Here is a 13,377-nt window from a genome sequence, read left to right as displayed (position 1 = left end):
CCGATAATATTCACTAATTCTAACAACACGTCGATAAGCGGTCAAGACCATCTTCTTTTAATTAAATTTTCCCATAACTCTCTGGATTCATTCCAAAGCTTCGCCGAATCGTCATTTCTGTACAGCGCCCGTTCATAGTTTGCTGTCAGCTTTAACATGTCTTCAGAATGATATGTTTCGTCGATTCGTTTTGCATACTCCCGCAGCGTTTCGCTGTCACGTTTAGGCAGGCCTCTTCTTTTCATCTGTTTCAGGAGCGCGCCGTATGCCTCAAAAAACACATGCTGATCACTGCGGTGCTTCAATTTTCTCACTGTGAAAACAGGAAGCCATAACGAACGGAAAACATAAAGCAAAACCGCTGTCAAAAGAACCGCAGCCATGGCGGCATACCAGCCTGCTCCAACGCTTGCATGCGCAGACGGCGTTTTTTTGGAAACGGCAGGCTCACGTTTTTCCTTTTGTTTTTGCTCTTTCTCCGGCTGTTTTCTCTCTTCTTTCTGTTCCTCTTTTGCTTTCTCAGGCGAGCTGCTGCTTTCGCTGCCGGAATCCTTTGTATCAGAGGAAGCAAACTCAGCCGGATTTGTGAACCCTTTTGTCGGCTCAAAAGTGACCCATCCCTGCTCTGGAAAATACACCTCTACCCAGGAATGGGCGTTGTTATTTGTCACTTCATAGATGCTGCCGTTTTTGTTCCCCGCTTCTTTATATTCACCAGACGTATATCCTTTTACCCAGCGTGCCGGAATGCCGGCCGAACGCAGGAGCACCACCATCGAGGACGAAAAGTTATCACAATAGCCCATCTTTGTTTCAAACAGAAATTGATCCACATAATCTTCGTCATCTTTAGGGACGGTCACGTTTTCTGTTTCATAGGTGAACTCATTTGATCCTAAATAGTCCTCAATAGCTTTCACCTTATCAAACATATTATCCTGGCCCTCAGTCAGCTTTATCGCAAGGTTTTTCACCCGCTCAGGAAGTGTATCCGGCAGCTGCATATAGCGGTCGCTGAAGGTGTACTCCTCACTGTTTTGTCTCACTTTCACCTTTTTCAGTTCATCCTGTTTATAGACCGGGGAGTTGTACGTCACTGTATAACTGCCCATGTTCCGAATATCACCGGTCTGCTCACTGATCGGAGAAATTTGTTCAGTGTTCCCGTTCATTTCAAGCGAGACAGCCTGCTTAGGCTTAATACTTTGCGCACCAATCGGATACATTACATGGTTATATCCGTAACGCTCATCGACCTTCACGCGTACAGTGTTCCGCTCTGTGGAAACCTTATGATCAAACCACAGATTTTCAACGTTGCCTCCGCTAAGCTGATACGACATGCCCGTGTCTGTTTCAATCCAGCCTTTTCCCGTATACGTATCCTTCGTTTCTACGCGGAAATATGTGCGCTCTTTTCCCTGCCATGTGAAAACAGGGATAGCGTCCTGCTGAAACGGACCGCCGAGCGATTCATCGTGATTCCCGTATCCGATTTTGCTTTCTCCTGCCGGCACACGATCATGATTGGTGACTTTTTTGAGAAAAGGAACGGGATCCGGCCAATTCGGATCTGATTTCGGCGCGGCAAGCCCAAATCCTACCGCGGCCAAAATCAGCACAGACAGGGGGAGAAACCATTTCAGAACAGCCGCTTTCGGTAACGTTATTCGTTCCATCAGCTTAATGCGTTCCAAATACAGAAGGCCCAGCATAAAGAAGCCAATCAGCACGATACGGATAACAGCGTAAGTGGCGTCATAAGGCGTAAATGTATCAAGAATCGTAATATACGCCACTGTCATCATAAAGAAAAATAAGATCCTCCTCTGGTAAATCACCCAGTAATGAAGGAGATAGACCAGCAGCCACAGCAGCACAAAAAACAGCAGGGTCCGAAAAGAAGGAATCATATTATTCCATTGTCCTGTCTGAATAAACGTGATATTCAAATAGACATCCTGTAAAAAAGAGCTGACCCAGCCTAAGTCAAAAATAGACCCTTCGTAAAACAGAATGTGTATCGAAATGAACGTAAATAAGACACAAAAAGGAACGGTGACAAACCACCTCATCCTGAAAAAAGTCAGCAGAAACGTCAAGCCGATAAAGACAATAAAAAAGCCTGTATGCTTCGTGTCTGTAAAATGGTCCAGCGGCCTGAGCCACTCCCACAGCAATAAAAAAGCCAGAAAATAAAATAACAGCAAGCTCAAACGGCTTCCCTTCTGGTCATCAAGCGGCATGTACACCGTCACCTCTCTTTCTAAACAACACGCGAAGCTCGGCCGCCTCTCATGATTTGAACTCTGATTTGGTGTTTCAGCATGCGTTCGATCATCATATGCTCACCTTGGGACAGATCGGTGTCTTTCTCTTTTGCCAGTATAATAGTTACCGGACCGATCCCTGCTTCTAACGTCTTCACCAAATCCTCCGTGATCTGCCCCGTGACAATCACTTTATCAGCCTGGCGAACAGACGGCTTCCCAAGCTCCTCACGTGCATAACGGCTTACGCGGTCAGCAGCATTACACTCACAAATCGCTAAGTGATGGAGCATGTGTTTAAAATGATGCTCTCCCTCCTGAATCGGAAAAATGGACCTTTCCTTTCCAACTGAAGCCAGACCTGCTCCTGCGCCATTTTTCAAAACAGAATGAAGAATCGAAGCTGTCACGGATACAACCTCTTCGAATGCGTCAGAGCTAAAACGGTCCATCAGAAGAAACAGGTTTTTGCTTCTCGACGGTTCAAATTCCTTCGTCATCAGCTGGCTCCGTCTCGCCGAAGTCTTCCAGTCTAACGCCGCAAAACGGTCTCCCGGCTGATAGTTCCTTACACTCGCTGCGACAGAAGAATGGTGCTGATGAACAGGTGATGCCCCGCTTACGCCATCTTCCTGATATCGCTCATTCAGCTGATACTGAAAAGGCTGAATGAACGGGTAAACAAACACCGCATCGTCTGCCCCATAAAACGACGTTTTTTCAATCAGTCCGAGGACATCCCCGGTCCGCACCCTGACGGCATGAAAATGATGCTCTCCACGCGGTACTGGCGTTATTTGATATGACATCGTGATGCTCCGTTTGAACCATGGGAACACCAGCTGTTTGGCCAAAGCTTCCTCTCCGTTTAATGGCTCTAACCCTGACGGCAGACAATCTTCAATCAACATATACATCAGGGGAAACGGCAATTTTCTTTTAAGCGTAATCGAAGCTTCCAGCCTGTCTCCCGCATGCAATTGCGTTTTGACGATATGCCGCGACACCTGAAAGGAGCGGAGCGGGTACATCACCAGCAGCCCGGCGTATACAACAAAAGGGAAAAATGAATAAAACAAAAACCAGCTGACAAAGCCGCCCTGAAACATCGCATAAGAGAAAACAGCACCCGTCAATAATGTTAATACGAGCAGTTTCCACCCGTACATTAACCATTGAAATTTCTTTTTCATCAGCGGACCGACGACCTTTGAACCGGAACTTTCACGCCAGACATGATCTCCCGTATGATTGTTTCTGCCTGGATCCCTTCAAATTTTGCTTCCGGCTGCAGGAGCATCCGGTGCGGCAGCGTATAAGGGGCAAGATATTGAATATCATCCGGAATGACATAATCGCGGTCATGAAGCAGCGCAAATGCCTGGGCCGCTTTCATAAGAGCGATGGATCCGCGCGGACTGACGCCTAAGTGAACAGAGGCATGCTGTCTCGTCTTTTGCACGATTTCGACAATATATTCCTTCATGCTGTCATCAGCACGGACATCCTGCACTTCTCTCTGCAGGCGGATGAAATCTTCTTTTGAAATCACAGGCTCAAGTGTCTCAATCGGATGGTTTTTCTCCTGAAGAGATAAGACATCCAATTCCTCTTCAAAGGACGGATAGCCCATGCGAAGTTTAAATAAAAAACGGTCAAGCTGGGCTTCCGGCAAAGGATATGTCCCTTCATATTCCACAGGATTTTGCGTTGCCATAACAAAAAATGGAGCGGCAAGCGGCATTGTGTTGCCATCTACCGTGACGCTTCCCTCTTCCATCGCTTCAAGCAAAGCAGACTGTGTCTTAGGGGATGTTCGGTTGATTTCGTCAGCCAGCACGATATTCCCCATAATCGGGCCCGGCCGGTATTCGAACTCCATTGTTTTCGCATTATAAATAGAAACACCCGTTACATCGGAGGGCAGCAAATCCGGTGTGAATTGAATTCGTTTAAAATCTGCGCCGATCGATTTCGCCAGAGCGCGAACCATCATCGTTTTCCCTACGCCCGGCACATCCTCAAGCAGTACATGCCCTTTGGCAAGAATAGCTGCTAAGCTGAGTTTTGCGATGTCCCGTTTTCCAACCATTACTTTATCGATATGTTCAACTGCTTTCCCCAGCAAAGGATGCAGGTCTTCTTGGTATGACATTCTCTTCCTCCTAGTCATCTACAAAAATCATCATATAGTAACCTAACTTTACCACAAAAAACAACCTGTATAAAAAAACGATTCTAGCAAATTACTGCCAATACATACAGAGCAATCAAACAAAAAAAGCCTCCCATGACAGGAAGCTCTCATTACCCAGTTATTTGTTTTGCAAAGGCTCCATATGAACATGCGAATAATCAATCGCATGCTCCTCCTTCATTCTCCGCTCAATTTCATTCGCAATATCATGGCTTTCTGTAATATTTAACTCTGATGACACTTCAACCACTACATCTACGTGCACAGAGCTGCCCAAATATCTCGCCTTGATGTCTTTTAACCGGCTGACACCGGAGATTTTTTCGATCGTCTGTTTATAATCGGACATGTCCTTTACGTCAAAGCCATCAGTCAATGAATGCGATGATTCCTTAAAAATATCCCATGCCGTTTTGCAAATGAGAAGGCCGATGACAAACGCAGTCACCGTATCAATCCATGCAAGATGGAATTGCGCGGCCAAAATACCGATAAACGTGCCGACACTGACGAATGCGTCCGATTTATTATCAGCCGCCGCCGCAAGCAGCGCTTGGCTGTTCACCTTTTTGGCAAGCCTTTTGTTGTACTGATAGACAATCAGCATCATGACTGCCCCGCCTGCAGCCGTCCAAGCCGCAATCATATCCGGTGTTTCTTCTTTCACAGAAAAAATAGATTCACCGGCGCTGAAAAGCACTTGCAGGCCGACCACCATCATAATAAACGATGCGATAAGTGATGCAATTGTTTCCGCCCGAAAGTGGCCGTATGGATGATCTTCGTCAGGAGGCTTTTGAGAGATGCGGAGACCGATCAGCACAGCAACAGAAGCAATAATGTCTGTTGTGTTATTTAGCCCGTCTGCCGTAAGAGCTTCCGAGTGAAATACATAGCCGATGATCAGCTTAATCGCGGACAGCACAAGATACGCGGCAATACTGACCAGCGCCCCGGATTCTCCCTTTTTCAGTTCATCATATCTCTCCATAAAAAACCTCCTCTCCGCTCATGTTTTCCTATCATTATGATACAAAGCTGAACCGCAGTGGGTCTATAGAAACATGATTCACTCACCACAGAAAAATAGTGATGATAGAACTTTTTTTACTCAAAGCAACTTATTTTCATTTGTAAAAAGTGTTTCAAATCCAATGATGCCAATACTTCTAGCCATCCAACACTTTTTCAAAAATATAACAAATCAAAGAAACGGGTAATTGACGGAAAATTTTTTCTTTTATTTCGAACATATTCACTCCAAAAACAGCAAACAAAACCCTACAAATTTGAAATAAACTGTTATATTTTCTGACATAAATTTTCGACAAAATGTATATTTATGTTACAGTTTCAATTATCATAATATTCAGTAACAACTTTAATTTTCGAGGAGGTAACATATGAACCAGTCTCAATCAGGATTAAAAAAAGAATTAAAGACCCGACATATGACGATGATTTCTATCGCCGGCGTCATCGGAGCCGGATTATTTGTTGGCAGCGGTTCAGTGATTCACTCGACCGGGCCCGGTGCCATTGTCTCTTATGCATTAGCCGGATTATTGGTCATCTTTATCATGCGAATGCTTGGTGAAATGTCGGCTGTAAACCCGACAAGCGGATCATTCTCCCAATACGCTCATGACGCTATCGGACCGTGGGCAGGATTTGCAATCGGCTGGCTCTATTGGTTTTTCTGGGTTATTGTTATCGCTATTGAAGCAATCGCGGGAGCAGGCATTATCCAATACTGGTTCCACGATATTCCGCTGTGGATGACGAGCTTAATTTTGACGATTTTACTCACACTGACAAACATCTACTCTGTTAAATCATTTGGTGAGTTTGAATATTGGTTCTCCCTGATTAAAGTTGTTACAATCATCGCATTCTTAATCGTTGGTTTTGCCTTTATTTTTGGCTTCGCCCCAGGCAGTGATCCAGTCGGTTTCGCAAATATTACGGGCCAAGGCGGATTTTTCCCGGAAGGCATAGGCTCTGTATTGCTCGGAATTGTTGTCGTGATCTTCTCCTTTATGGGAACGGAAATTGTTGCGATTGCTGCCGGTGAAACATCAAACCCGGTCCAATCTGTAACAAAAGCGACTCGATCCGTTGTATGGCGCATCATTGTCTTTTACGTTGGTTCAATCGCCGTTGTCGTTGCGCTTCTGCCTTGGAACTCAGCGAATATTTTAGAAAGCCCTTTCGTCGCTGTTCTCGAACATATTGGAGTGCCGGCAGCCGCGCAAATGATGAACTTTATCGTCCTCACAGCTGTACTGTCTTGCCTGAATTCAGGTTTGTACACCACATCCAGAATGCTGTATTCACTTGCAGAAAGAAACGAAGCGCCGCGCCGCTTTATGAAACTGAGCAAAAAAGGAGTTCCCGTACAAGCAATTGTCGCCGGAACATTTTTCTCTTATATCGCGGTCGTAATGAATTACTTTTCACCTGACACCGTCTTTTTATTTTTAGTCAACTCATCAGGCGCAATCGCCCTGCTCGTTTATCTTGTTATCGCTGTTTCCCAGCTGAGAATGAGAAAAAGCCTCGAAAAAACAAACCCGGAAGCATTGAAAATCAAGATGTGGTTCTTCCCGTTCTTAACCTACCTGACCATTATTGCCATCTGCGGTATTTTAGTATCCATGGCATTTATTGAATCGATGAGAGATGAACTGCTGCTGACAGGCTTTATCACAGGCATTGTATTGCTTTCTTATCTTGTGTTCAGAAAACGCAAGGTGACTGAAAAAGCAGCAGCCAAACCGGTCACTCAGCAGCAGCCCGATATCCTGCCTTAACGGCAGGATTTTTTTGTCACCTTCACGTCCTTAATGTCATTAACTATAGTACCAATTAGGGAATATTTAGATAAGGACAGATGAAAATGACACTTGAAAAATTTGCGGATGCTCTCCCAATCCCAGATACACTAAAGCCGGTACAGCAGTCAAAAGAAAGCACATACTACGAAGTAACCATGGAGGAATGCTATCATCAGCTTCACCGCGATCTCCCTCCAACCCGTCTGTGGGGCTATAACGGTTTATTCCCCGGTCCCACCATTAAGGCCAAAAGAAATGAAAACGTTTATGTGAAATGGATGAATAACCTTCCTTCAGAGCATTTTCTTCCGATTGATCACACCATTCATCACAGTGACAGCCAGCATGCCGAACCCGAGGTGAAAACCGTCGTTCATTTACACGGCGGCGTCACTCCAGATGACAGCGACGGTTATCCTGAGGCCTGGTTTTCTAAAGACTTTGAACAAACAGGCCCTTATTTTAAACGAGAGGTTTACCATTATCCGAATCAGCAGCGCGGAGCTATTTTATGGTATCACGATCATGCCATGGCGCTCACGAGGCTGAATGTGTATGCCGGGCTCGTCGGTGCTTATATCATCCATGAACCAAAGGAAAAACGCCTGAAGCTCCCATCAGGTGAATACGATGTGCCGCTTTTGATCACGGACCGTACGATTAATGATGATGGCTCTTTATTTTATCCGAGCGGACCGGAAAACCCTTCACCGTCACTGCCTAATCCGTCAATCGTTCCAGCCTTTTGCGGAGATACAATTCTCGTCAACGGGAAGGCATGGCCATACATGGAGGTCGAACCGAGAAAATACCGCTTCCGCGTCATCAATGCCTCTAATACGAGAACATATAACCTGTCACTTGATAATGGCGGAGAATTTATCCAGATCGGTTCTGATGGCGGACTTTTGCCGCGTTCCGTCAAGCTAAACTCCTTCAGTATTGCGCCGGCTGAGCGCTTTGATATTCTCATTGACTTCGCCGCGTTTGAAGGACAATCGATCATTTTAGCAAACAGCGAGGGCTGCGGCGGTGACGTTAATCCGGAAACAGACGCAAACATCATGCAATTCAGAGTCACAAAACCGTTAGCCAAAAAAGACGAGAGCAGAAAACCAAAATACCTGGCATCTTACCCTTCGGTACAGCATGAAAGAATACAAAACCTCCGAACATTGAAGCTGGCAGGCACTCAAGACCAATACGGCAGACCCGTCCTTCTTCTTAACAACAAACGCTGGCACGATCCTGTCACTGAAGCACCGAAAGCCGGTTCTACCGAAATATGGTCGATCATCAACCCGACTCGCGGAACACATCCGATCCATCTTCATTTGGTCTCCTTCCGTGTATTGGACCGGCGTCCATTTGATACAGCCCGTTTTGAAGAGCGCGGAGAACTGGCCTACACCGGACCCGCCGTTCCGCCGCCGCCAAGTGAAAAAGGCTGGAAAGACACAGTTCAGTCCCACGCCGGTGAAGTCCTGAGAATCGCCGTAACATTCGGACCGTACACTGGGCGGTACGTATGGCATTGCCACATTCTTGAGCATGAAGACTATGACATGATGAGACCGATGGATGTAATTGACCCCCATAAATAAGTCCCATAAAACTTGCCTGCTGCAGGCAGGTTTTTTTATCTATGAAACTTTTTTCTTCCATAAATCGTATAACTTAGAAACAGCGAAGAAAGGAGCGGCTTTTTATGCTGACAAACGATCTCAAAGATAAAACAAATCAATACATTTCAATTTATGACGAATTAAAATCAAAATTAAGGTGGAAAGTTGCTCATAATCAGATATTAATGCTCATCTCCTCTGCATATATTGTGAATAAAAGAGATTTTGATTTTCAGCGCTTTTATGATTTAAGCAGCTATATAAAATCAAACATCGGCAGCTTCTCAACACTCAATTCTCACCACCGCTTTACTGTCGCTTCAATTCTGGATATTCATTTTCAGCATGAGGCGAAGCAAGCGTTTCTTCCTTTCATCGATGTATACAGCCAAATGGTGAAGCTTGGATATAAACGGGATATTTTCACGTACCTTTCCGCTCTGATCCTGCTCACCGGCAAGACCGAAACGATAAACCAAAGAGAACAGATGAACATGGGGCTCTCTGTTTATCAGCAGATGAAGAAAAATCACTATTTCCTCACTTCAACTCAAAATGTTCCGCTTGCCGTATTGCTTGCCCAAAACGAAAATGGTTTGCGGGCGCTGAACAAGGCAGAAACATGTTATCAGCTGCTGTCCGCTAACGGCTTTAAAAAAGGCCAATACTTACAACACGTCAGCCATATTCTTGCCCTGCAAAGTGAAAAAGACCCTGAAACCCTTGTTTCCCAATGCAAACTGATCTTTCAATCCATTACTGAATCTCATAAAAAGCCAAAAGATTTTCATTATCCCGATCTCGCCCTTCTCACATTCTTGGAAGAGCCGGACATCAAAACCGTTTTAGGCATCACTCATGAGCTGAACCAAGAAAAAGCATTTAAATGGGAAAAGGATATGAACTTCAAAATTGCTGTCAGCTTATATCTCAGCGAGTATATGGAGAAAAATCTGCTGATGGAATCAGGCCTTTACACAGCAATTGAAACGGCCATCCAAGCACAGCAGGCAGCCGCGACAGCTGTGATCATCAGTTCATCAGCCATTCATTCACATGACGGAAACTAAAGGAGGAGAAAACATGCCATATATCACATTAGAAGATCAGACCCGCCTATACTACGAAACTCACGGGAGCGGGACACCGATCCTATTTATACACGGCGTGCTTATGAGCGGACAGTTTTTCCACAAACAACTTTCAGCGCTATCTGCCAATTATCAATGTATTCGCCTCGACCTTAGAGGGCACGGCGAATCCGACAAAGTTCTTCATGGACACACCATTTCTCAATACGCCCGTGATATCAAGGAATTTATGTGTGCGATGGAGCTTGAGCCTGCCGTCCTTGTTGGCTGGTCAATGGGCGCTTTCGTGGTATGGGATTATATCAATCAATTTGGGAATGATAACATACGAGCCGCTGTTATCGTCGATCAATCGGCTTCCGACTACCAATGGGACGGCTGGGGACACGGCCCGTTTGACTTTGACGGCTTGAAAACAGCGATGCACGCTATTCAAACTGAGCCGCTTTTATTCTACAAAAGCTTCATCAATAATATGTTTGCAGAGCCGCCAGCATCAACAGAAACAGAATGGATGCTTGCCGAAATTCTGAAACAGCCGGCAGCCATTTCAAGTACGATTTTATTTAATCAAACGGCAGCTGATTATCGCGAAACCATTCAAAACGTTCATGTGCCGACATTGTTATGCTTCGGAGAAGACCGCAAATTTTTCTCAATAGAAGCCGGAGAACACCTGCGTGAACATATTCCAAACGCAAAGCTCGTTTCATTTTCTAAGAGCAGCCATTGTCCGTTTTTAGAAGAACCGGATGCTTTCAACGGCACGCTCCTGTCCTTTTTAGATGAGCAGATTGGAAAGTCATAAAGAAAAAGGAATTAGGAGATTAGGGCAAAGTATGAGACAATAAGAAATGTGCAGTAAAATACATGAGGGAAGAAGTGACTTTATGTCTTACTATAACAAACGAAATCAAGAACCGCTGCCAAAGGAAGATGTGAGTACTTGGGAATGCACAAAAGAAGACTGCAACGGCTGGACCAGAAAAAACTTCGCCAGCAGTGACACGCCATTGTGCCCTTTGTGCGGAAGTAAAATGGTCGACGGCATCCGTTCATTAGTGAATCTCCAAAACAACAGCCAAACGAAAACAAGTTAGCTCTTCCCTTTTTTAAAAGCAGTCTCTATCAGCAAACAATCCTCGATCAGAGATACGAATTTTATATCCAATAGCACGGCCTCCCGATTTTGACGAGAGGCCGAGATAATGAAGCCCAAAACTGTAAACGTTTCGGGCTTTTTCACTTTCTGTTATGGTATAATATGGATATGAGGGGTGATGATGTGATCAAAAACCAACAGCAGGCTGACCTGAAGAAACGAGCTTCAGCCAAAAAGTTGAACTTGGCTATAAACTCATGTGCGGAACTTATGAATTGGTCAATACCGATCATTCGTTTCTTTAAATGGCTCGGATCATTTGCCCTGCACCTCGTCCATTAAAAAATCACTCAGCATTTGCTGAGTGATTTTTTCAGTTGATGACAGAAAAGCTGTTGATGATGCCATTCGGATTTTCCCATACTTTTTTGAATGTCTTCGTATCAAGGTCATAAGAATAAATTGTCCGAACCTTGGCTTCACGCCCAGTTTCGTCCTTCAGCTTTTTAGCCCCTTTGGCTTCGGCAAGGAAATAAATCTTCTTTCCGTCCTTGGAGAACTGCGGCTGCGCGTCAATTAACAGCTTAAATGTTTTCTGATTTGAAATGATTTTTTCGTAGGTTTTCGTGTCTGCATTCAGCATTTGAATAGAAGCTGTTTGCTCCGTGCCTTTTTGTGTATATGACGTAAACAGAATACGTTTATCGTCATCGGAAACAGCAATGTCACTGATAAACTGCTCCAGGCTCTTAAGCTCATGAAGGCCGCTTTCATGACCGGCCGAAAAATGAATCTTTGTCGGTTCAGGATCGATTCCCTTCTCATTGGCTTCATCCGTTTTTTTGTAATCTTCTTCTACAGAATAATGAAGCAATGCAAATGAATCTGTTTTTTGGTTATAAAAGAAGCTGCTGACACTGTCATCCTGGTCAGTAGCGGCAGGATACAGGTTTTTGTACTTCTTCGTTTTCAAATCAAAGGATGCGATACGAAAATTACTTTCGTCCGCTTTCCCTAAACGAAAATAGATTTTTGAGCGATCCTTTGATAAAAACAAGCTGTCCGCGCTTTCCGGACCTTTATAAAGCATAGTTTTCTTATCAGACTTAAGATCAAGCTTAAAAAGCCTCATCTCATTTTGATCGTTATTGCTTGTATAATAGAGCGCCTGCTGCTCTTGGTCCAAGGCAAATGCCGGATAGCTGGTCAGCTTCGCCTCGTGGATCACCTTATCATTTTCATAATACTTCGTCAGAAGATCGGTATCGGTAATCGAAACCAGAAGCTTCTCACTGTTCTCCGTGTTCACGGAAACATCGTCGGCACTCTCACTGCCTTTATCTTTAAAAGAATAAAACATAAAACCCGCAGCTGCCGCCAAAACAACGATGATTGCCAATAAAACGATTCCTTTTTTCATCTCTTATCTCCACCAATAGAAAAAGCAAGAATGCGACTTCTTGCTTTACAGATTTAAACTATGTATTAATAGCTGTAATGTCCCGCTACTTTTCCTTTGCTTAATGGGTATCCCAGCGCTTTAAACGCTTTAGGGCTTACATCCAGCACTGCGTGAGGCATTCTGCCAACATCATTTTTATAAACCGTAATCACCTTTTTAGGCTTCGCTTTAGCATAAGCTCTGATTTTTGTCCCATTTCTAGGTACGTCAAATCCGATCTTTGTCGCACAGTCCCAATGTCCAAGTTTTTTACCTGAAGAGCCTTTTTTCCCAACTCCGTTATACCAAGTAATATTTCCGTTCACGTGTTTTGCACTGGCATCTGCCGAAAAACTGAAAGCTCCCAAAGTACTTCCTACTAAGATAAAAGCGGCTAAAATGACTTTCTTCAACATTTCGTCCCCCTGTTTGTTAACATCTAGGAAAAATTATACACGATCAACCAGGGATTTTTTATTTCAATATCCTTACAGTAATGTTACAAAGTCGAAAAAATTCCCTCTGCTAAAATAAACCATGGAAGATTATCCTATTATAATTACAGCATTAGCGTTATAATTGTTGATAGAGTAGTTGTCGCATTCAATATGAACGAACCATTACCGTATTGTTCAAGCCAAATTCATAGTTATGTAAACCAATCATACTCTCTCATCATAAAGAAAAAAGAGTGTGCGAGACTCTTTTTTCTTCAAAGTTTCTTTTTTCAAAAAAACGTAGATTATATTATATATAAGTTTTATCTTTTTTTGGTTTTTAAAAATGGCGATTTTGTGAACAGTTCATATTGATC

At 44.1% G+C, this 13,377-nt stretch carries 12 protein-coding genes; 6 read left to right on the top strand and 6 right to left on the bottom strand.

All coding sequences use genetic code 11. The annotated features are described in order from the left end of the window. Positions 1-41: 41 nt before the first annotated feature. The 4 genes from UJ203_RS17730 to mneS all read right to left on the bottom strand — a co-directional run bounded on the left by UJ203_RS17730 (position 42) and on the right by mneS (position 5,458). Entirely contained in the window at positions 42-2,246 is a 2,205-nt protein-coding gene (locus tag UJ203_RS17730) for a DUF4129 domain-containing transglutaminase family protein (protein ID WP_322012878.1), read from the bottom strand. 20 nt (positions 2,247-2,266) lie between these two features. Then, positions 2,267-3,463: a DUF58 domain-containing protein gene (locus UJ203_RS17725; RefSeq protein WP_322012876.1), complete on the bottom strand. Its 1,197-nt coding sequence runs from the start codon at positions 3,461-3,463 to the stop codon at positions 2,267-2,269. Further along, positions 3,463-4,425, bottom strand: coding sequence for a MoxR family ATPase (locus UJ203_RS17720; RefSeq protein WP_322012874.1), 963 nt, complete (start codon positions 4,423-4,425; stop codon positions 3,463-3,465). Before UJ203_RS17720 ends, UJ203_RS17725 begins: the two co-directional genes overlap by 1 nt. 160 nt (positions 4,426-4,585) lie before the next feature. Beyond that, complete coding sequence (gene mneS, locus UJ203_RS17715; protein ID WP_024120430.1) at positions 4,586-5,458, bottom strand: manganese transporter MneS; 873 nt, start codon at positions 5,456-5,458, stop codon at positions 4,586-4,588. A gap of 412 nt (positions 5,459-5,870) precedes the next feature. Here mneS and gabP point away from each other — a divergent pair, with 412 nt between their 5' ends. From gabP to UJ203_RS17685, 6 genes are all read left to right on the top strand, one after another. Next, positions 5,871-7,280, top strand: a complete 1,410-nt coding sequence (gene gabP, locus UJ203_RS17710) for a GABA permease (protein WP_105954725.1) — start codon at positions 5,871-5,873, stop codon at positions 7,278-7,280. A gap of 86 nt (positions 7,281-7,366) precedes the next feature. After that, a complete protein-coding gene (gene cotA, locus UJ203_RS17705) occupies positions 7,367-8,908 on the top strand; it encodes an outer spore coat copper-dependent laccase CotA (protein WP_305935232.1) in 1,542 nt (513 codons plus the stop codon). A 104-nt stretch (positions 8,909-9,012) separates the two neighbouring features. Further along, positions 9,013-9,999 (top strand): DUF4003 family protein, encoded by a 987-nt coding sequence (locus UJ203_RS17700; protein WP_227599325.1) that lies wholly within the window; start codon positions 9,013-9,015, stop codon positions 9,997-9,999. Between the two features lie 13 nt (positions 10,000-10,012). After that, positions 10,013-10,828 (top strand): alpha/beta hydrolase, encoded by an 816-nt coding sequence (locus UJ203_RS17695; protein WP_322012868.1) that lies wholly within the window; start codon positions 10,013-10,015, stop codon positions 10,826-10,828. An 82-nt stretch (positions 10,829-10,910) separates the two neighbouring features. Further along, positions 10,911-11,120, top strand: coding sequence for a cold-shock protein (locus tag UJ203_RS17690; protein WP_003234008.1), 210 nt, complete (start codon positions 10,911-10,913; stop codon positions 11,118-11,120). A 185-nt stretch (positions 11,121-11,305) separates the two neighbouring features. After that, positions 11,306-11,464 carry a hypothetical protein gene (locus tag UJ203_RS17685; protein ID WP_164848134.1) on the top strand — a complete coding sequence of 53 codons (159 nt, stop codon included), beginning with the start codon at positions 11,306-11,308 and terminating at the stop codon, positions 11,462-11,464. Positions 11,465-11,495: 31 nt separating this feature from the next. Here the strand turns inward: UJ203_RS17685 and UJ203_RS17680 are convergent, their stop codons facing one another. Together UJ203_RS17680 and walM are read right to left on the bottom strand one after the other, a co-directional pair. Then, positions 11,496-12,542 carry a hypothetical protein gene (locus tag UJ203_RS17680; RefSeq protein WP_322012863.1) on the bottom strand — a complete coding sequence of 349 codons (1,047 nt, stop codon included), beginning with the start codon at positions 12,540-12,542 and terminating at the stop codon, positions 11,496-11,498. 65 nt (positions 12,543-12,607) lie between these two features. Then, positions 12,608-12,979 (bottom strand): cell wall metabolism protein WalM, encoded by a 372-nt coding sequence (gene walM / locus UJ203_RS17675; protein ID WP_081638245.1) that lies wholly within the window; start codon positions 12,977-12,979, stop codon positions 12,608-12,610. Positions 12,980-13,377: the final 398 nt, after the last annotated feature.

It is taken from the genome of Bacillus sp. V26 (assembly GCF_034296245.1).
GTDB classification, from domain to species: Bacteria; Bacillota; Bacilli; order Bacillales; family Bacillaceae; genus Bacillus; species Bacillus halotolerans.
This window is presented reverse-complemented; position numbering and strand designations above follow the sequence as displayed.

Coding starts and splice junctions, on each gene's coding strand:
- UJ203_RS17725 (WP_322012876.1), bottom strand. CDS start 3,463: ATGAAAAAGAAATTTCAATGGTTAATGTACGGGTGGAAACTGCTCGTA.
- cotA (WP_305935232.1), top strand. CDS start 7,367: ATGACACTTGAAAAATTTGCGGATGCTCTCCCAATCCCAGATACACTA.
- UJ203_RS17700 (WP_227599325.1), top strand. CDS start 9,013: ATGCTGACAAACGATCTCAAAGATAAAACAAATCAATACATTTCAATT.
- UJ203_RS17720 (WP_322012874.1), bottom strand. CDS start 4,425: ATGTCATACCAAGAAGACCTGCATCCTTTGCTGGGGAAAGCAGTTGAA.
- UJ203_RS17695 (WP_322012868.1), top strand. CDS start 10,013: ATGCCATATATCACATTAGAAGATCAGACCCGCCTATACTACGAAACT.
- walM (WP_081638245.1), bottom strand. CDS start 12,979: ATGTTGAAGAAAGTCATTTTAGCCGCTTTTATCTTAGTAGGAAGTACT.
- gabP (WP_105954725.1), top strand. CDS start 5,871: ATGAACCAGTCTCAATCAGGATTAAAAAAAGAATTAAAGACCCGACAT.
- UJ203_RS17730 (WP_322012878.1), bottom strand. CDS start 2,246: ATGCCGCTTGATGACCAGAAGGGAAGCCGTTTGAGCTTGCTGTTATTT.
- UJ203_RS17680 (WP_322012863.1), bottom strand. CDS start 12,542: ATGAAAAAAGGAATCGTTTTATTGGCAATCATCGTTGTTTTGGCGGCA.
- mneS (WP_024120430.1), bottom strand. CDS start 5,458: ATGGAGAGATATGATGAACTGAAAAAGGGAGAATCCGGGGCGCTGGTC.
- UJ203_RS17690 (WP_003234008.1), top strand. CDS start 10,911: ATGTCTTACTATAACAAACGAAATCAAGAACCGCTGCCAAAGGAAGAT.